16 protein-coding genes and 5 tRNA genes are annotated in these 17298 nt (G+C 74.5%); 8 read left to right on the top strand and 13 right to left on the bottom strand.

The features are described from left to right. Positions 1-75: 75 nt before the first annotated feature. The gene (locus ACWC97_RS17645) at positions 76-663 is read left to right on the top strand and encodes a CGNR zinc finger domain-containing protein (protein ID WP_352277466.1); all 588 of its coding nucleotides are present in this window, start codon (positions 76-78) and stop codon (positions 661-663) included. Between the two features lie 24 nt (positions 664-687). Here the strand turns inward: ACWC97_RS17645 and ACWC97_RS17650 are convergent, their stop codons facing one another. The 3 genes from ACWC97_RS17650 to ACWC97_RS17660 all read right to left on the bottom strand — a co-directional run bounded on the left by ACWC97_RS17650 (position 688) and on the right by ACWC97_RS17660 (position 2621). After that, the gene (locus ACWC97_RS17650; protein WP_352277468.1) at positions 688-843 is read right to left on the bottom strand and encodes a hypothetical protein; all 156 of its coding nucleotides are present in this window, start codon (positions 841-843) and stop codon (positions 688-690) included. 207 nt (positions 844-1050) lie between these two features. Further along, on the bottom strand, positions 1051-2070 hold the full coding sequence (locus ACWC97_RS17655; protein ID WP_450650168.1) for a LacI family DNA-binding transcriptional regulator: 1020 nt from the start codon (positions 2068-2070) through the stop codon (positions 1051-1053). Between the two features lie 104 nt (positions 2071-2174). Then, positions 2175-2621 carry a hypothetical protein gene (locus ACWC97_RS17660; RefSeq protein ID WP_352277471.1) on the bottom strand — a complete coding sequence of 149 codons (447 nt, stop codon included), beginning with the start codon at positions 2619-2621 and terminating at the stop codon, positions 2175-2177. A 213-nt stretch (positions 2622-2834) separates the two neighbouring features. On the opposite strand from ACWC97_RS17660, the gene ACWC97_RS17665 reads away from it, so the two are divergent. Continuing rightward, complete coding sequence (locus ACWC97_RS17665) at positions 2835-3350, top strand: DsbA family protein (RefSeq protein WP_352277473.1); 516 nt, start codon at positions 2835-2837, stop codon at positions 3348-3350. Positions 3351-3353: 3 nt separating this feature from the next. Here the strand turns inward: ACWC97_RS17665 and ACWC97_RS17670 are convergent, their stop codons facing one another. The 3 genes from ACWC97_RS17670 to ACWC97_RS17680 are packed head-to-tail and all read right to left on the bottom strand — an operon-like array spanning position 3354 to position 6088. After that, positions 3354-4190 (bottom strand): GNAT family N-acetyltransferase, encoded by an 837-nt coding sequence (locus ACWC97_RS17670; protein WP_352277475.1) that lies wholly within the window; start codon positions 4188-4190, stop codon positions 3354-3356. Between the two features lie 42 nt (positions 4191-4232). Continuing rightward, positions 4233-5054 (bottom strand): aminotransferase class IV, encoded by an 822-nt coding sequence (locus tag ACWC97_RS17675; RefSeq protein WP_385210799.1) that lies wholly within the window; start codon positions 5052-5054, stop codon positions 4233-4235. Beyond that, positions 5054-6088: a chorismate-binding protein gene (locus tag ACWC97_RS17680; RefSeq protein ID WP_352277603.1), complete on the bottom strand. Its 1035-nt coding sequence runs from the start codon at positions 6086-6088 to the stop codon at positions 5054-5056. Before ACWC97_RS17680 ends, ACWC97_RS17675 begins: the two co-directional genes overlap by 1 nt. Positions 6089-6251: 163 nt before the next feature. On the opposite strand from ACWC97_RS17680, the gene ACWC97_RS17685 reads away from it, so the two are divergent. The 5 genes from ACWC97_RS17685 (at position 6252) to ACWC97_RS17705 (ending at position 6697) form a co-directional block, all read left to right on the top strand. Further along, a tRNA-Gly gene (locus tag ACWC97_RS17685) sits at positions 6252-6324 on the top strand. A 37-nt stretch (positions 6325-6361) separates the two neighbouring features. After that, positions 6362-6435, top strand: a tRNA-Cys gene (locus tag ACWC97_RS17690). Between the two features lies 1 nt (position 6436). After that, positions 6437-6508, top strand: a tRNA-Val gene (locus ACWC97_RS17695). Positions 6509-6527: 19 nt separating this feature from the next. Beyond that, a tRNA-Val gene (locus ACWC97_RS17700) sits at positions 6528-6599 on the top strand. A gap of 23 nt (positions 6600-6622) precedes the next feature. Then, a tRNA-Val gene (locus tag ACWC97_RS17705) sits at positions 6623-6697 on the top strand. Positions 6698-6794: 97 nt separating this feature from the next. Here the strand turns inward: ACWC97_RS17705 and ACWC97_RS17710 are convergent. The 3 genes from ACWC97_RS17710 to ACWC97_RS17720 all read right to left on the bottom strand — a co-directional run bounded on the left by ACWC97_RS17710 (position 6795) and on the right by ACWC97_RS17720 (position 8587). After that, on the bottom strand, positions 6795-7082 hold the full coding sequence (locus ACWC97_RS17710; RefSeq protein ID WP_352277477.1) for a TFIIB-type zinc ribbon-containing protein: 288 nt from the start codon (positions 7080-7082) through the stop codon (positions 6795-6797). A gap of 67 nt (positions 7083-7149) precedes the next feature. Next, complete coding sequence (locus ACWC97_RS17715) at positions 7150-8121, bottom strand: phosphotransferase family protein (protein WP_450650171.1); 972 nt, start codon at positions 8119-8121, stop codon at positions 7150-7152. Between the two features lie 259 nt (positions 8122-8380). After that, positions 8381-8587: a hypothetical protein gene (locus ACWC97_RS17720; protein ID WP_352277480.1), complete on the bottom strand. Its 207-nt coding sequence runs from the start codon at positions 8585-8587 to the stop codon at positions 8381-8383. Between the two features lie 595 nt (positions 8588-9182). Between ACWC97_RS17720 and ACWC97_RS17725 the strand changes: the two genes are divergently transcribed. Next, on the top strand, positions 9183-10499 hold the full coding sequence (locus tag ACWC97_RS17725) for a protein kinase domain-containing protein (RefSeq protein ID WP_352277482.1): 1317 nt from the start codon (positions 9183-9185) through the stop codon (positions 10497-10499). A 40-nt stretch (positions 10500-10539) separates the two neighbouring features. Here ACWC97_RS17725 and ACWC97_RS17730 read toward each other — a convergent pair whose 3' ends face one another. The 4 genes from ACWC97_RS17730 to cobT form a co-directional block, all read right to left on the bottom strand. Further along, complete coding sequence (locus ACWC97_RS17730) at positions 10540-11097, bottom strand: GlcG/HbpS family heme-binding protein (RefSeq protein ID WP_450650388.1); 558 nt, start codon at positions 11095-11097, stop codon at positions 10540-10542. 224 nt (positions 11098-11321) lie between these two features. Continuing rightward, complete coding sequence (locus tag ACWC97_RS17735) at positions 11322-12155, bottom strand: TrmH family RNA methyltransferase (protein WP_352277484.1); 834 nt, start codon at positions 12153-12155, stop codon at positions 11322-11324. A gap of 87 nt (positions 12156-12242) precedes the next feature. Next, complete coding sequence (cobA, locus tag ACWC97_RS17740) at positions 12243-13508, bottom strand: uroporphyrinogen-III C-methyltransferase (RefSeq protein ID WP_352277486.1); 1266 nt, start codon at positions 13506-13508, stop codon at positions 12243-12245. Between the two features lie 234 nt (positions 13509-13742). Next, positions 13743-17201 carry a nicotinate-nucleotide--dimethylbenzimidazole phosphoribosyltransferase gene (gene cobT / locus ACWC97_RS17745; protein WP_450650175.1) on the bottom strand — a complete coding sequence of 1153 codons (3459 nt, stop codon included), beginning with the start codon at positions 17199-17201 and terminating at the stop codon, positions 13743-13745. Positions 17202-17298 lie beyond the last annotated feature (97 nt).

The following is a 17298-nucleotide window of genomic DNA, read 5'->3' on the forward strand; positions in this document are numbered from 1 at the left end:
GGCGCGTCCCGGCCGAGCCAGTAGAGTCTGCCCGCATCGGCGGACACCCGGCCGCCGGAGGCAGGGAGCGTAAGCGTGCTGATCCCCCACGACACCAGGATCGCCCTCGACACGGTGGTCGAGCTGCTGAACACCGCGCCGGAGAGCGAACCACCGGAGGGCGGGCAGCCGCGGACCGGTCACGGCGAGGGCCTCGCCGATGTCGAGGCGCTGTACGACTTCGCCGGGCGCCACCGCATCAGCGGCGTGGGCGAGCTGGACGAGCGGGACCTGCGGGCCGTCCGGGAGGTACGGACCCGCTTCGCCGAGATCTTCGCGACCGACGACACGAAGACCGCCGCCGAGCTCGTCAACGCACTCGTCGCCGCCGCCGGCACGACGCCGCAGCTCAGCAACCACGACGGGTACGACTGGCATGTGCACTACTTCGCGCCCGACGCCTCCATCGCCGACCACTTCGCCGCCGACTGCGGCATGGCACTCGCCTTCATCGTCGTGACGGGCGAGCTGGAGCGGCTGCGCCGGTGCGAGGCACCGGACTGCCGGTACGCCTTCGTCGATCTGTCACGGAACCGTTCGCGCCGCTACTGCTCCAGCCGCACCTGCGGCAACCGTCTGCACGTGGCCGCGTACCGGGCGCGCCGCAAGGAGGCGGCCGGCTGACCCCTCATCGCACGGACCGGCCCCTCACAGCATGAAGAGATCGTGCACCGCGGCCATCAGCAGCAGGCTGCCGACGACCGCGAGGAAGATCATCAAAGGGGGCTGGGACAGCGCGAAGAGGCAACCACGAGGCTCTTCGGCGGGGCGTGTGGGGACATCTCCCCGGGTGGTGTCGACCATCTCGGAAAGATCATGACCCACTCCACCCCTATAGACGGCCAATAAGCCCGCCGCCCAAGGGAGTTCACCCTTACCAGGCGCCCCGGATTCGCTCCGGCGTCCGAGTCGTCCACGGGTGTTCGGCGGTCGTTCGACGTCATGCCCGGAATGACCCGGTTCTCGTTGCGTGGCGCTGCGGGCGCCCGCCCCGGCCCTCTCCGTACCGCCTCAGCGCGGTGCCGTACTGGAGGACCGCACCACCAGCTCCGGCTGGAGCACCACCTCGCGGTGCTCATGACCGCCGCCCTCGCCGTACGCCTCCTCCAGCAGCAGCTCGGCGGCCATCCGCCCCATCACCGCCGCGGGCCGGCGGACCGAGGTGAGCGGTACGGCCGCGGCGGCGGCGAACTCGATGTCGTCGTAGCCGACGAGGGCGATCTCCCCCGGCACGTCGACCCCCGCCGCGTAGAGGGTCTGGAGCACGCCCAGGGCGAGCAGGTCGTTGGCGCAGAACACCGCGGTCGGCCGGGGCACCAGTCCCAGCAGCCGGGCCCCCGCGTCCCGGCCCGCCGCCACGTCCAGCCGGTCGGACGGGATCTCGGTGAGCGCCCCGGGCGGCAGTCCGGCGTCGGCCAGCGCCGCCAGGGCGCCCCGGCGCCGGTTCCTGACCTGTGAGAGGACGTCCGGCCCGCTGACGTACGCCACCGAGCGGTGGCCGGCCGCGAGCAGGTGGCCGACGGCCAGGGCACCGCCCCGGACGTCGTCCACGGAGACCGCGCAGATCCCGGGCGCCCCCGCCACCCGGTCCACGAGCACGAAGGGGATCCGGTGGCGGCCGAAGGACTCCAGATTGCGGCCGGTGGCGTCGGCCGGGGTGATCAGGACCCCGCACACCCGCTGTTCGGCGAAGAGCCCGAGGTACTCGGCCTCTTCCGCCGGGCTCTGGTCGCTGTTGCAGACCATGACGCCGAGACCGGCCCGCCGGGCCGCGCGCTCGGCGCCCCGGGCCACGTCCACGAAGAACGGATTGCCCATGTCGAGGACGAGCAGGGCCATGATCCGGCTGTGGCCCGCGCGGAGCTGGCGCGCCGACTCGCTGCGCACGTAGCCCAGTTCCTCGATGGCGGCGAGCACCTTGTCCCGGGTCCGCGGCAGGACCGACTCGGGCCGGTTGATCACGTTGGAGACGGTGCCGACGGAGACTCCGGCCCGCCGCGCCACGTCCTTGATCCCTGCCACGCGCGCCACTCGTCCGCCCCACTGCCGCCTCGGCCGCGCCCGGTCCGCGGCGTGTCCTCATCGTACGGACGGTGTCCGGGCGGCGGATCCCGGGAGCCCCACGGGCACCGGGCTCAGATGCCGTGCTTCTTGAGGATGGCCTCGATGTCGCTGAAGTCGTCGCCCGGATCGGCGGAGCGCTGTCGGGCCGCCTCGGGCCGGGCCCTCGAGGCGCCCGCTCCCAGGGACGGCGCCGAGGACTCCGGGGCCACGGCCCGGCCCCGCTCCGCCCGCGCGGCCGCCCGGCGTTCCTTGCCGGTGCCGCCGGCCCGCCGCTCGATCGCCCGGGTGGTCATGAACAGCAGCCAGGCCAGCCCCAGCAGCCCGAAGCCGAGCCAGACGGCCGGCTTGAAGGCGATCCCGGCGACCCAGCTCACCACCCCGGTCAGCACCAGCCCGATCGGGACGAGGGAGTAGGCGGCGATCCTCGTCGCGGTGAGGAAACGCTTCCGCCAGGCGGTGACGGCGGCCACGCCCAAACCCGCCGCTGACACCGCGGAGCAGATGGTCTCGGCAAGCATCGGTGCCTCCAGGCGCTGGGGAAACGTCCCTTCCATCCTGCATCGGCGACCGGTACGGCGGCCACGATCGACGGGCGCATCAGGGACATCTCAGGGCCGGGATCCTCCCCAGGTCCCGATTCCGTGCGGTGCCGGCCACGCGGAGCGCCGGGGAGGAGGCGGTGGACCGGGTGCCGGTTGGGTGGCTCGCGCGGGCCCTGGGAGACTGGCCGTATGAGCGATTCCACCCCCGCGACCCCGATCGTCCTCGACGTCTGGTGCGATCTCCAGTGCCCCGACTGCCACCGCGCCCTCACCGATGTGCACGCCCTGCGGGCCCGGTACGGCGACCGGCTGGACGTACGGCTGCGGCACTTCCCGCTGGAGAAGCACCGGTACGCCCACGCCGCCGCCCAGGCCGCCGAGGAGGCCGCCGCCCAGGGCCGGGACTGGGCGTACGTCGACGCCGTCCTCGCCCGTACCGCCGACCTCGACCGCACCGGTGAGCCGCTGCTGGTCGAGGTGGCGCGGGAACTCGGCCTGGACGCCGAGGAGATGGACACCGCGCTGATCGACGGGCGCCACATGCTGATCGTCGACGCCGACCAGGCCGAGGGCAAGGCGATCGGTGTCACCGGCACCCCGACCTATGTGATCGGCGGCGAGCGACTGGACGGCGGCAAGAGCCAGGACGGGCTGCGCGGCCGGATCGAGGAGATCGCCGACCGGCTGCTCGCCGGGCGGGGCTGAGCCTCAGAGCTCCTTGACCAGGTTGTACTGGGTCGTCCGGTAACCGAGCGACTCGTACAGCCGCAGGGCCGGGGTGTTGGCGGCGAAGACGTGCAGCGCGATCCCGCGGGCGCCCCCGGCCAGCGCGATGCGCTCCGCCTGGAGCATCAGGGCGCGCCCGTGGCCGCGGCCCCGGTGCTCCTCCTCCACCTCGACGTCGTAGACGAACCCGTCCACCCCGCCGTCGTCGTTCCCGAGCAGCGTCACCCACACATGGCCGACGACCGTGGAGCCGTCGACCAGGACGTGCAGGTGGGCGCCCTCGGTGTCGAGGCCGTCCGGGAGGTTGCGGGCGTGGTCGGCCAGGGACTTCTTCATGGCCTGGTCGGCCGGGACGCCCCGATCGATCCAGGACTGCGCGTACGCGTCGACGGCGACGGCCCGCCATGCCTCGAACTCCGCGGGGGTCATGGGCCGGGCCGCGAGCCCCTCGGGGAGTGCGGGTGCGGTGGCGCCGAGTTCCTTGGCCATGTTGCGGCTGCGTTCCGTGTAGCCGAGGGAGGCGGCCAGGCGCCGGACGCCCTCGTTGCCCTCCGGTGCTTCCATGCGGACCCGGCCGCAGCCCCAGCCGCGCAGCACCTCCTCGGCGGCGAGGGCGGCGATGGTCCCGCGACCCCGCCGCCGACTCGCCTCGTCGATGGTCAGGGAACTCAGTACACCGGCGGCGGCGCCGAATCCCGCGTCGGTGCCGACGCGGACGGAGCCGATGGCCCGCCCGTTGTCGCACACCTCGTAGTCGCGGCTCTTCGCACCGTCGGTGCCTTGCTGGATCGGCCCGGTCGGCCGGAGGGTGGTGGTCATCAGGGATGTTCTATCCGCCGGCCCCCGGCCCGTCATCCCCTTTTACGGGTCGAGGTCGTCGGCGGCCCGCTCGGCGAAGACCCGCATGGCCTTGGCGGTCACCGGGCCGGGTGTGCCGGGCAGCTCACGGCCGTCGACCCGGTGGACGGCCTGTACGTCGCGCAGCGAGGAGGTCAGGAAGATCTCCTCGGCCCGCTCCAGGACGTCGAGGGGCAGATCGGTCTCCTGGGCGCCCGTCCACTCGACGACCAGCTCGCGGGTGATCCCGGCGAGGCAGCCGGAGGCGAGCGGCGGGGTGTGCAGCTGCCCGTCGAGCACGACGAAGACGTTGGAGCCGGTGCCTTCGCAGAGCCGGCCGGCCGTGTTGGCGAAGAGCGCCTCCGAGGCGCCGTGCTCGCGGGCCCGGGCGAGGGCGACGACGTTCTCGGCGTAGGAGGTGCTCTTCAGTCCGGCGAGGGCGCCGCGCTCGTTGCGGGTCCAGGGGACGGTGATCGCGGCGGTGGTGTCCGGCCGACGGGACGCCTCGCCGAGCGCGACGACGAGGGTGGGGCCGAAGGCTCCCCGGTCGGAGCCGAGCGGGGAGAGCCCCCCGGTGCAGGTGATGCGCAGCCTGCCGAGCGGCATCGGGTTGGCCTCGACGACCTCGGCGCAGGCGCGGCGGACCGTGTCGAGGTCGGGCTCGGGCAGGCCGAGGCCCCGGGCCGAGCGGACCAGCCGGTCGAGGTGGCGGGTGAGGGCGAACGGCCTGCCGTCGACGGTCTTGACCGTCTCGAAGATCCCGTCGCCCACGGTGAGCCCGTGGTCCAGCACCGACACCCGGGCGTCCTCGGCGTCGCGCAGCGCGCCGTTGACCCATGTCCTCATCACGCGGTCCTTCCGGTCGATTCCTCGGCACCCGACGCTACCGCGAGGAGCCGGGACGCCTTGAGTTCGGTCTCGTCCCACTCGCGTTCCGGGTCGGAGCCCCAGGTGATCCCGGCCCCGGTGCCGAAGCGGAGGAGCGGCGCGGGACCGGTCCGGTCGATCCAGAAGGTGCGTATGCCGACCGCGAGGGACGCGGTGCGGCGGTCGGCGTCGACCCAGCCGATCCCCCCGCAGTAAGGACCGCGTGGGGCGGTCTCCAGCTCCTCGATGATCCGCAGGGCACTGGACTTGGGCGCCCCGGTGACCGATCCGGGCGGGAACGCGGCGGCGAGCAGCTCGGGCCAGCCCGTACCGGCGGCCAGCTCACCGCGCACGGTGGAGACGAGGTGGACCAGTCCGGGGTGCTTCTCGACCACGCAGAGGTCGGGAACGGTGACCGACCCGGTGGCGCAGACCCGGCCCAGGTCGTTGCGGACCAGGTCGACGATCATCACGTTCTCCGCGTGGTCCTTCTCCAGCAGATCGGCCTCGGTACGGCCGGTCCCCTTGATCGGCCCCGACTCGACGGTCCGGCCGTCGCGGCGCAGGAAGAGCTCCGGCGAGGCGGTGGCGATCTCCACGCCGTGCCCGGGGAGCCGAATCGTTCCCGCATAGGGGGCGGGGTTGCCGCGGGCGAGCAGCGCGGTCAGGGCGTCCACGTCGGCGGCGGCCGGGTCGGGCAGCGGCGCGCTCAGCACCCGGCAGAGGTTGGCCTGGTAGACCTCGCCCGTCGCGATGTACGCGCGGATCCGCCGTACGCCCTCGACGTACCCGGCGCGGTCCAGGGACGAGCTCCAGTCACCGGCGGCCGGGCCCCGCCAGGCGCCGGGCACCGGGGCGGGCACCTCCGCCCGGCGCACGGAGCCGAAGCGGGCGCAGACGAGACGGCCCTCGAAGTCGGCGGACACCGCCCAGAAGCCGGTCGAGTCGAGGGCTGCGGGGTCACTGGTCACGTCCCGCAGATCGGAGGCGTGGAGGCCGTCGAAGCGGGCCATCGGAGCAAGGTCGTGCACGTCGTCGAGTCTAGGACGGCCCCCGACGACCCGCCCCGGCGTGGACGCACCTCAGCACGCTGCGCAAACGCGTTTTTGTACTGGCCCAGGAATCCGCTAGAGTTCAACACGTCGCCGGGACGCGCAAGCGGACCGGGAAAGACAAGCGGACGTAGCTCAGTTGGTAGAGCGCAACCTTGCCAAGGTTGAGGTCGCCAGTTCGAACCTGGTCGTCCGCTCGCATAAGGTGGGGGATCTTCCCGAACCCCCGCTCCTGGTGGAGTGGCCGAGAGGCGAGGCAACGGCCTGCAAAGCCGTCTACACGGGTTCAAATCCCGTCTCCACCTCCAAGGACGATTAGCTCAGCGGGAGAGCGCTTCCCTGACACGGAAGAGGTCACTGGTTCAATCCCAGTATCGTCCACTGGTCCGCAAGGATCCCCGCGCGATTAGCTCAGCGGGAGAGCGCTTCCCTGACACGGAAGAGGTCACTGGTTCAATCCCAGTATCGCGCACGCAGTACACGCAGATTCATCCCGCGCGATTAGCTCAGCGGGAGAGCGCTTCCCTGACACGGAAGAGGTCACTGGTTCAATCCCAGTATCGCGCACCAGTGAGAGCCCCGGTCGTTCCGACGACCGGGGCTCTTTCGTGTTCGGGACACGCCTTCTGCCGGTCCGCGGTGAGTCGGCCACCGCGGACCGGTCCGGTCAGGACGAGAAGAGCATGCGACCGAAGCTCTTGTGGCGGTAGTGACCACCGTGGTGGCCGCCGTGGTACTGCGGAGGGGCGCCCCAGGCGGGCTGCTGGGGCGCCGGGTATGCCTGCGGGGCGGGCGGTGCGGGCGGGGCCTGCTGCGTCCACTGCGCCTCGATCCGGGTGAGGGTCTCCAGCTCGCCGTAGTCGAGGAAGATCCCCCGGCAGCCGCTGCACTGCTCGATCTGTATGCCGTTGCGGTTGTACGTGTGCATCTGCGCGTGGCACTTGGGACACTGCATGACCGGGTTCACTCCTCGCGTCGGGTCTCCACCGGCGGGCAGCGTGCCCGTCGGCGGTCGGACCAGCCTACGACGGGTACCCGTTGCCCAACTCGGGCGGGAGGGAAGCGATTCGGGCGCAGGCGTCGACCATCGCCTGTTCGACCTCGTCCGGAGTCCGGCCCTCAGCGGCGGACTTGGCCAGGGCCAGTGCGGCGGTCTGCACGCTCAGTGCCCGGGCCGGTACGTCCAGCTCCGGCCACGGGTCTCCCCCGGGGCGCACCGCGGGCCCGCCGGCCGCCCGGTAGCCGTCGAGGAAGCGGTGCCAGACGTCGGGCGGCAGGATTCCGGCCGCGTACCAGGCGGCGGGCCGGGCGAGGTCCCAGGCGGGGTCGCCGAGACCGGCGTCGTCGATGTCGATGAGCCGCCAGGGGCCGGGCGGGGCCGGGTGGCGGACGAGCTGGCCGAGGTGGAGGTCGCCGTGGCACAGGAAGCGGCCGCGGTGCGCGGGCGGGGCGGCTTCGCCCCGGGCCCAGGGCGGCAGCCGGTGCCAGGCGGCGAGGACCGGGGCGGCGGCAGGATCGTCCGGGCGGGCGGCGCGCATCCGGGCCACCGCCCGCGCCGCCTTGGCGGGGCCGCGCATCGGAGGAAGGGCGAGGCCGGGCGGGGCGGGGGTCCGGTGCAGGACAGCCAGCAGCGCGGCGGCCTCCGCCCAGGGGGCGGCGTCGGGATCGTCCGGGTCGACCGGGTCGCCGTGCGGCCACAGGGTGACGGGGCGGTCGTGGAGCGGGGCGGGCAGGGCTGCGGGCCGGGGTTCCAGAGGGGCGAGGAGGACCCCGGCCAGGCGGGGGTCGGAGGCGAGGGCCATCCGGCCGGTCAGCCCTGGGCCGTCCGTGCCGGGGGCGTGGGCCTTGGCGACGACGGGGCCGCTGCGGACCACCGTGCCGTCCGCGCGGTCGGCGAGCACCAGCGGGGGCGGGCAGGCGCAGGGCTCCTCGGGGTGCGCGTGGGCGGCCCGGTGGGCGAGGGCGCCGAGAGCGCGTACGACTGCGGTGGTCACGGTCTCCCCCGGTGGCGGACGGTACGGCCCGGTCCGTGCCGGGTCCGCCGACGAGCGTACGCGGGGCGTGGAGGGGAAGTGCGTTCCCGGTGGACCCGCCGTCGCTCGCGTGTGGGACGCGGACGGGCCCGGACAGCGCGATGTCCGGTCAGCTCCCCAGCTGACCGGACAAACGCTGCCGCCCGACGCACCCCCGTCCCCACGGGGTTGTTGGCCGGATGTCCCGGTCCGGACCGCTCTTCCGGACCCGGGGCGCCGCTCAGCGCCCCAGCATCACGCCCACGGACGACGCCTGTGTGACCACTGCGTCCCAGCCGCCGAAGACGACCACGAGCAGGGCCGCCAGGGGAAGAACCATCGCCGTCGCCACCAGCGGGTGACGCGTGCCGGCCGCGGGCCGGACGGCGAGCGGGGCGCGCGCCCCGCGTGCCGCGCGGATGGTGGTCCGTGCCGCCGTGTCCGCCATGGTTCCTCTCCTGACTCGTTGGGGAGCGGCGGGCGTGTGACCTCGGGGAACGAGTTTCTGTACCCACCGCTCGCGTCCCACACTAGGGAAGCGCGGCGGAGGGGGCGTCATGCCCGCGTACCGATTGCCGGGCCTACGAGAGGATGAGCCCCGACCCGTCGGCGTACTCCCCTGGGTGGAGACCGGTACGGCCGGGCCGGGGGAGATCCCGGAGGGGTACGGCGAACTCGGCGGGGTGCCCGAACCGTTGACCGGCGGGACGGCTGCGGTGGCCGTGATGTCACTCACCCTTCCGCCGCCCGTACGGCGCCGGCCCGCCCCGGTGCGGTGCGCGCGGAGGCGTCGGACGGTGGGGCGGGGATTCCGGCGGCGCGTGCGGGCTGGGGTGTCGGGGCGCCAACCGCCGTGTGCCGCCGCCCCCTTGGGCCCGCACCGTGCCGGGGCTTCGGCGCGGTGGCCGTCGTCCGCCCCGTCAGCGGCCGGGCCGGGTACCGACAATCGATCGGCGGGCGAGGGCGCGGCCTCTGAGCGCCCCGGGCGCCGGGTACGTAAGCTGTGCCTCGTCAGGCGGACCAGGCAGCGGGGATGGGCAGACATGGCGATGATGCGGCTCCGGCGCGAGGACCCGCGTGTCGTCGGTTCGTTCAGGCTGCACCGGCGGCTCGGGGCGGGCGGCATGGGTGTCGTCTACCTGGGTTCGGACCGGCGGGGCCAGCGGGTGGCGCTGAAGGTGATCCGCCCGGACCTGGCGGAGGACCAGGAGTTCCGCTCCCGCTTCGCGCGCGAGGTGTCCGCCGCCCGGCGGATCCGGGGCGGCTGCACGGCGCGGCTGGTGGCGGCGGACCTGGAGGCGGACCGGCCGTGGTTCGCCACGCAGTACGTTCCGGGGCCCTCGTTGCACGACAAGGTGGCCGAGGAGGGTCCGCTGTCGGCGGCCGAGGTGGCCGCGATCGGGGCCGCTCTCTCGGAGGGCCTGGTGGCGGTGCACGAGGCGGGGGTGGTCCACCGCGACCTGAAGCCGTCGAACATCCTCCTCTCCCCCAAGGGCCCGCGGATCATCGACTTCGGGATCGCCTGGGCGACCGGAGCCTCCACCCTGACCCATGTCGGTACGGCGGTGGGTTCGCCGGGGTTCCTCGCGCCCGAGCAGGTGCGGGGCGCTGCCGTGACCCCGGCGACCGACGTGTTCGCGCTGGGGGCCACGCTGGCGTACGCGGCCACGGCGGACTCGCCGTTCGGGCACGGCAGTTCCGAGGTGATGCTGTACCGCGTCGTGCATGAGGAGCCCCATCTGCACGAGGTGCACGACGCGCTCGCGCCGCTGGTGCGGGCCTGTCTGGCGAAGGACCCCGAGGAGCGGCCGAGCACGCTGCAACTCTCCATGCGGCTCAAGGAGATCGCGGCGCGCGAGGCCCAGGGGCTGCACGAGAGCCGGCCCCCGGCGCAGCGTTCGGCGCGGGAGCTGGACCGGCCGACCGGCCGGATGGACGGCCCGTACACCGAACAGCAGACGCGCCGGTCGGCGCCGCCCGCCTCCCGCCCGCAGAAGCAGAAGCAGCCGCTGTCGCAGGGGGGCCGGCCCGGCCCGTCGTCGCGGGCCGGTGCTCCCCGGACCGGCGGTTCGCGCCCGCCCCGGCAGCAGCAGCCGCGCGACACCACCCGGTCGGGGCGGCGTCCGCAGGGCACGGCCGGGGCGAACGGCCGCCCGGGGCCCCGGACCGGGAACCGTCCCACGTCGTCGGGGCTGCGCCCGGCCAATCCGCGGCTGCTGCGCCAGCGGCTCTTCGTCTTCGTCGTGGTGACGCTGCTGGTGGCGCTCGGTATCGCGGTGGCCCAGGGCTGCCAGGGACCGGCCCGGGGCATGGGCGTCGCCCCTTCCGGCAACGGGACGACGCACAGCCTGCGTCAGTAGGGGCCCCGGGCCACGGTCCCGGGGTCGCTTCCTCCGCCCGCTACTCGCCCAGCGTGGCGACGCCGGCCTGGGCGAACTTCTCGTCGAGGTCGCCGGAGGGGGCTCCGGCGACGCCGATGGCGGCGATCGGGGCACCCTTGGCGGTGACCGGGGCACCGCCGGCGAGGAAGAGGGTGCCCGGGATGTCCTTGAGAGTCGGGGCGTTGGCCAGGCGCTTGGCCAGCTCGGAGGTCGGGGCATTCCAGGAGACGGCGGTGTACGCCTTCTTCACCGCCGACTCGTACGCCTGCGGGCCCGCACCGTCGCCGCGCAGGGTGAGGATCGTGTTCCCGTTCCGGTCCACGACGGCGACCGAGACCCGCTGGTTCTCCTTCTTCGCCGCGTCCAGCGTCGCCTGCGCGGCCCTCGTCGCCGCCTCCAGCGTCAGGTGCGTGCTCTCCTGGAGGTTGCCGCCCACCGCGTCGGCGACGACGGCGGTGGCCCCGGCGGACCCGGCGTTGGCATTGACCACGGCGAACGTGCCGAGGGCGACGGCGCCGGCCACCGTGCCGCCAATGACGACGCGCGTCCGCGTCGAGGTCTTCCTGGCGTGCTTCACTGCGGTCACTGGCCTCACTCCTGCTTCTGGGTGCGGGGTGCGGCTCCGTCCGCCCGGCGATCCGGCGTCCGAACCCGCCGGCTCCTGCCGTCCCGTTCTGATCAAGAGTGCGGCCGGGGGGTCCCCCGCCCCGTCGGCATACCGGCTCCTCGTGCCGGGCGGACCGGCCGACCCCGGGGTCGGCCGATCGGTTGACCCCGGGGCGGGAAAGGTGCGGTCCGGGGTCAGGCGGCGGACGGCCGGGTGGCGTAGAAGGCGACGGCGGAGGCGGCGGCCACGTTGAGGGAGTCGACGCCCGCGTCCATCGGGATGCGGACGTGCTCGTCGACCGCGGCGAGGGTTCCGGGGGCGAGGCCCGCGCCTTCCGTACCGAAGACCAGCGCGAGCCGCTCGTGGTCGCGGGCGGCGAGCTCGTCGAGGGTGATCGCCCGTTCGCTCAGGCAGAGGGCGGCGAGCGTGAAGTCCGCGGCGCGCAGCACCTCGACGTCCCTGGGCCAGGAGTCCAGGCGGGTCCACGGCACCTGGAAGACACCGCCCATCGAGACCTTCACGGATCGCCGGTAGAGGGGGTCGGCGCAGCGCGGGGTGAGGAGCACCGCGTCGATGCCGAGGGCCGCCGCGTTGCGGAAGGCGGCGCCCAGGTTGGCGTGGTCGACGATGTCCTCGAAGACGGCGACGCGCCGGACCGCGCGGTCGTCGCCGTCCGTCCCGGTCAGCAGCGCGTCGACGGCCGGCAGGGGCTTGCGCTGCATCGAGGCGAGGGCGCCGCGGTGGACGTGGTAGCCGGTGACGCGCTCGGCGAGCTCGGGGCTGACCGCGTAGACCGGGGCCGGGACCTCGTCGATGACGTCCCGCATCAGGTCGACCCACTTCGCCGAAAGCAGCATCGAGCGCATCTCGTACCCGGCGTGCCTGGCCCGTCTGATCACCTTCTCGCCCTCGGCGATGAAGAGGCCCTCCGCGGGTTCCCGCCTGCGGCGGAGTTCGACGTCGGTGAGTCCGGTGTAGTCGCTCAGGCGGGGGTCGTCGGGGTCGTCGACGGTGATGAGATCAGCCACGGGTTCGATACTGCCTTGTCCGGTGTGCGGTGCCAACGGCTCGGGAGAAGTTCTGTTACCGCTGGTTACTCTGAGGGGCGCGGGTGGTCACTCGGCAGGGAGCGGGGCGGTGTCGGCGCCGACCGCGACGACGTCGCCGATGACGATGACGGCCGGGGGGCGTACGTCCTCGGCGGCGGCCCGTTCGGCCGCGGTCGCGAGGGTGGCGTCGACGCGGCGCTGGGCGGCCGTGGTGCCTTCCTGGACGAGGGCGACCGGTGTCCGCGGGGACTTTCCGTGCTCTATGAGGGCCTTCGCGATGGGGCCGATCTTGTCGACGGCCATCAGCAGGACCAGGGTGCCGCGGAGCCGGGCGAGCGCCGCCCAGTCGACCAGCGAGCGCGGGTCGTCGGGGGCGACATGGCCGCTGACGACGGTGAACTCGTGGGCGACGCCGCGGTGGGTGACGGGGATTCCGGCGGCGCCGGGCACGGAGATCGAGCTGGAGATGCCGGGGACGACGGTGCAGGCGATGCCCTCGGCGGCGAGCGCCTGCGCCTCCTCCATGCCCCGCCCGAAGACGAACGGGTCGCCGCCCTTGAGCCGTACGACGGCCTTGCCGGCCCTGGCGTGCTCGATGAGCGCCTGGTTGATCGCCTCCTGGGCCATGAAGCGCCCGTACGGGATCTTCGCCGCGTCGATCACCTCGACGTGCGGCGGCAGTTCGTCGAGGAGGTCGCGCGGGCCGAGCCGGTCGGCGATGACGACGTCGGCCTCGGCGAGCAGCCGGCGGCCGCGCACGGTGATCAGGTCGGGGTCGCCGGGGCCGCCGCCGACCAGGGAGACGCCGGGGACCGACCGGGCGCGGTGGTGGGGGGCGGCGATCCTGCCGTCGCGGAGTCCCTCGACGATGGCGTCGCGGACGGCGGCGGAGTGGCGCGGGTCGCGGCCCCGGGCGTCGGTGGAGAGGACGGCGACGGTGACGCCCTCGCTGCGGCCGGTGGCCGGGGTCCAGGCGGTGGCGACGTCGGCGTCGTCGCTCCGTACGCACCAGGTGCGGGTGCGCTCGGCCTCGGCGGAGGCGGCCTCGTTGGCCGTGTCGTCGTCGGAGGCGACGAGCGCGTACCAGGTGTCGGCGAGGTCGCCGTCCCGGTAGCGGCGGCGCTCCCAGCGGATCTCCCCGGCGTCGGCCATCGCCTCGACGGACGGGGTCGCGGACGGCGATACGAGGGTGATGTCGGCGCCCGCCGCGATGAGTGCCGGGAGGCGGCGCTGCGCGACCTGGCCGCCGCCGATGACGACGACGCGGCGCCCGCTCAGGCGGAGTCCGACGGGGTACGCGGGGTGATCGGCGTGCTCGGCGTGCTCGGCCATGGCGGTGCGGACTCCTCGTGCGATGCGGGATGCGGGCCGCTGCGACGGTGGAGCGGCGGTGACGTGCGGTTTTGTGGAGCGTGAGGCCACGATACGGGGTGCGCCGGTCCACGGGACGGGAGGGCCGGGCGGCCCCCGACGGCCGTCCGGCCCGGACCGGACGCCGTGGGGCGTACGGTCCGGGCCGGGTGCGGCGGTCCCGGTCGCGGTGCGTCGCTTCCGGTTGGCGGTTCGTTACTTCTCGGTGACGCCGGCCGAATCGAAGGTCGCCACCTCGTGCATCGCCCGTGCGGCGCTCTGCACGATCGGCAGGGCCAGCAGCGCGCCGGTGCCCTCGCCGAGGCGGAGGTCGAGGTCGACCAGCGGACGCAGGCCCAGCTTGTTGAGCGCGGCGACATGGCCGGGCTCGGCGCTGCGGTGGCCCGCGATGCAGGCGGACAGGGCCTCGGGGGCGATCGCCCGCGCGACCAGGGCCGCCGCGCCCGCGCTGACGCCGTCGAGGATCACCGGCGTACGGAGCGACGCGCCACCGAGCAGGAACCCGGCCATCGCGGCGTGCTCCAGGCCGCCGACCGCGGCCAGCACCCCGATCGGATCGGTCGGGTCGGGCTGGTGGAGGTCGAGGGCGCGGCGGACCACGTCGACCTTGCGGGCGTGCATCTCGTCGTTGATGCCGGTGCCTCGCCCGGTCACCTCGGCCGGGTCCATGCCGGTGTAGACGCTGATCAGCGCGGCCGACGCGGTGGTGTTGGCGATGCCCATCTCACCGGTGAGCAGGCCCTTGTTGCCGGCCGCGACCAGGTCGCGCGCGGTCTCGATACCGACCTCGATCGCGGCGAGGACCTCTTCGCGGGTGAGCGCGGGGCCGGTCGTGAAGTCGGCCGTTCCGGCACGGACCTTGCGGGGCAGCAGGCCGGGCGTCGCGGGCAGTTCCATCGCCACGCCGACGTCGACCACGCAGACCTCGGCGCCGACCTGGGAGGCGAAGGCGTTGCAGACCGCGCCGCCGCCCAGGAAGTTGGCGACCATCTGGCCGGTGACCTCCTGCGGCCAGGCCGTGACGCCCTGGGCGTGCACCCCGTGGTCGCCCGCGAAGATCGCGACGGCCGCGGGCTCGGGGATCGGCGGCGGGCAGACGCGGGAGAGCCCGGAAAGCTGCGCGGAGATGATCTCCAGCATGCCGAGCGCCCCGGCCGGCTTGGTCATCCGCTTCTGGCGCTCCCACGCCTCGCCGAGCGCCTTGGCGTCCAGCGGGCGGATGTTGGCGATGGTCTCCTGGAGCAGGTCGTGCGGCTCCTCGCCGGGCAGGGCGCGGCGGCCGTACGTCTCCTCGTGGACGACCCAGGACAGCGGGCGCCGCTTGGACCAGCCCGCCTGCATCAGCTCGGGCTCCTCGGGGAACTCGTCGACGTAACCGACGCAGAGATACGCGACGACCTCGAGGTGTTCGGGCAGGCCCAGGGCGCGGACCATCTCCCGCTCGTCGAAAAAGCTGACCCAGCCGACGCCGAGCCCCTCGGCGCGGGCGGCGAGCCAGAGGTTCTCGACGGCGAGCGCGGAGGAGTACGGGGCCATCTGCGGCTGGGTGTGCCGGCCGAGGGTGTGGCGGCCGCCCCGGGTGGGGTCGGCGGTGACGACGATGTTCACCGGGGTGTCGAGGATGGCCTCGATCTTCAGTTCCTTGAACTGCTTGGCCCGGCCCTTGGGCAGCGACTTGGCGTAGGCGTCGCGCTGGCGCTGGGCCAGTTCGTGCATGGAGCGGCGGGTCTCCGCGGAACGGATGACGACGAAGTCCCAGGGCTGGGAGTGGCCGACGCTGGGCGCGGTGTGCGCGGCTTCGAGGACGCGGAGCAGGACCTCGTGCGGGATGGGGTCGCTGCGGAAGCCGTTACGGATGTCACGGCGCTCGCGCATGACCCGGAGCACCGCCTCGCGCTCGGCGTCGTCGTAGCCGGGGGCGGGCGGACCGGCGGGGGCCTCGGGCTCCGCGGACTCCTCGGGCTCCGCGACCGCGGGCTCCTCGGGCCGGGCTTCCGGCTGTACGGAGGCGGCGGGCGCGGCCTCGGGCTGCTCGGCGGGGGCCGGTTCCGGCTCCTCGGCGGGACCGGCCGCTTCCGCGTCGCCCGTGCCGGGCGCGTCGGCGGCCTCCGGGGCGTCCGGGATCTCGACGGCCGCCGGTTCCGGCCCGGCCGCGACCGGTACCTCGGGCGCGGGAGCGGGTACGGGGGCCGGTTCCGGGGCTCCGGCGGGGGCGGCCTCCGCAACGGGCTCGGCGGGCTCGGCAACCGCGACGGGCTCGACGGCCTCCGGCTGGGCGGGCCGCACGGGCTCCATGACGAACGGAACACGCTCGGGCTCGGTCTCGGGCTCAGCGGTCTCCGAAGCCACGGAAACCTCGGGGGTCTCGGGAACCGAGGGGGTCTCCGGAGCCTCGGAAGCGGGCACGGCCTCGGCCTCCACCTCGGCGGCCGGTTCCACGACGGGCTCCTCGACGGCCTCCGGGGCGGGGTGCGGATCCACGGCCACCGGGCCGTCCACGGGCACGGCCTGCTCCGCGGGAACGGGCTCGGCGATGTCCTGGGCCACCACGGCCTCGGCAGGCGCCTCGGCGACCGCCTCGTCCACCACCGGCTCCGGCTCCACGGCCTGAGCGACCGGAGCGACGGGTGCAACCGGTACGGCCTCGGCGGCCATCGGCTCGGTCACCACGGGCTCGACGACCGGGGCCTCGGCCTGCGGCTCCGCCACCGGAGCGGGCTCGACCTCCGCCGGGGCCGGTTCGGCCACCGCTTCGGCCGCCGCCTCCACGACCGGTTCGGCCACGGGCTGTGCCACGGCCTCCACCGTCTCGGCCACCGGTTCCGGGGCGACCGGCTCCGCCACGGCCGGTACGGCCTCCGGCTGCGGTGCCGGGGTCCCGGCCACGGCAGGCGCCTGGGCCGCCCACGGGGTGCCGCCCTGCGGCACGAACTCCCCCGGCTGCGGCAGCTGCGAGGCATCCTCGACCGGTGCCTCGAAGTACTCCGGGCCCGTGGCGACCGGCGCCGGGGCGGCCGGGGCGGCTGGGGCCGGGGCCTGGGCGACCGGAGCCTGGGCACGGACACGGGTACGCGCCCTCGGAGCGCCCGCGGGCCCCCGGTCGGCGAGCGAGCGCACCACACCACCGGTCGGCGTACCGCCGTACGTCGGCGATCCGTCCGCCGCGACCGGGCCGCGGTGCAACGGCCGGCGCGCCGGTGCCTGCGGCGGGACCTGGGCCGCCGGAGCGGGGGCCGGGGCGGGGGCGGGCTCCGGCATGCGTACGCCGCTCAGGTCGACCGATCCGGAGTCACGGCCGCCGGACTCGTGGGTGCCCTGGCCGGGCACCGGCAGCGGCTCCGCGACCGGCTGCGGGGCGGGCTCCGGCGCGGGAACGGGCTCCTGGGCGAGGGGCTCGCCGGCCGGCTGCGCGTAGGGCTGTGCCACGGGCGGGGCCTGGGCGGCGACGCCCTCGGGGTACACCGGGGCCGGGACGGGCTGCGGGTCGCTCCATCCGCCCTGGGGGCTCGGCATCAGGAGAACGTCGTCGTCCTCGACGACATGCTCGGAGGGAGCGAGGTAGGCGTACGCCTCCGGGGCGGCGACGCCCGGCTGCTCCACCGTGCCTGCGTTCTCCGGCAGTCCCTCACCCGGGATCTGGCCGGTGTCACTCATGCGTACCCCTCGCCCATTCGTCAGTCTTCTTCGGCCCTTCGCCCGGGACGCCCGAACACGGCGGGCCGGTGCTCGTCAACAAGAACGAGCGGGCTCG

The sequence above is a fragment of the Streptomyces sp. NPDC001108 genome (assembly GCF_053598535.1).

Bases quoted from the DNA above. Each gene is read 5' to 3' on its own strand.
- ACWC97_RS17650 (WP_352277468.1), bottom strand. From the start codon at position 843: ATGGTCGACACCACCCGGGGAGATGTCCCCACACGCCCCGCCGAAGAG.
- ACWC97_RS17660 (WP_352277471.1), bottom strand. From the start codon at position 2,621: ATGCTTGCCGAGACCATCTGCTCCGCGGTGTCAGCGGCGGGTTTGGGC.
- ACWC97_RS17665 (WP_352277473.1), top strand. From the start codon at position 2,835: ATGAGCGATTCCACCCCCGCGACCCCGATCGTCCTCGACGTCTGGTGC.
- ACWC97_RS17670 (WP_352277475.1), bottom strand. From the start codon at position 4,190: ATGACCACCACCCTCCGGCCGACCGGGCCGATCCAGCAAGGCACCGAC.
- ACWC97_RS17675 (WP_385210799.1), bottom strand. From the start codon at position 5,054: ATGAGGACATGGGTCAACGGCGCGCTGCGCGACGCCGAGGACGCCCGG.
- ACWC97_RS17680 (WP_352277603.1), bottom strand. From the start codon at position 6,088: ATGGCCCGCTTCGACGGCCTCCACGCCTCCGATCTGCGGGACGTGACC.
- ACWC97_RS17710 (WP_352277477.1), bottom strand. From the start codon at position 7,082: ATGCAGTGTCCCAAGTGCCACGCGCAGATGCACACGTACAACCGCAAC.
- ACWC97_RS17720 (WP_352277480.1), bottom strand. From the start codon at position 8,587: ATGGCGGACACGGCGGCACGGACCACCATCCGCGCGGCACGCGGGGCG.
- ACWC97_RS17725 (WP_352277482.1), top strand. From the start codon at position 9,183: ATGGCGATGATGCGGCTCCGGCGCGAGGACCCGCGTGTCGTCGGTTCG.
- cobA (WP_352277486.1), bottom strand. From the start codon at position 13,508: ATGGCCGAGCACGCCGAGCACGCCGATCACCCCGCGTACCCCGTCGGA.
- cobT (WP_450650175.1), bottom strand. From the start codon at position 17,201: ATGAGTGACACCGGCCAGATCCCGGGTGAGGGACTGCCGGAGAACGCA.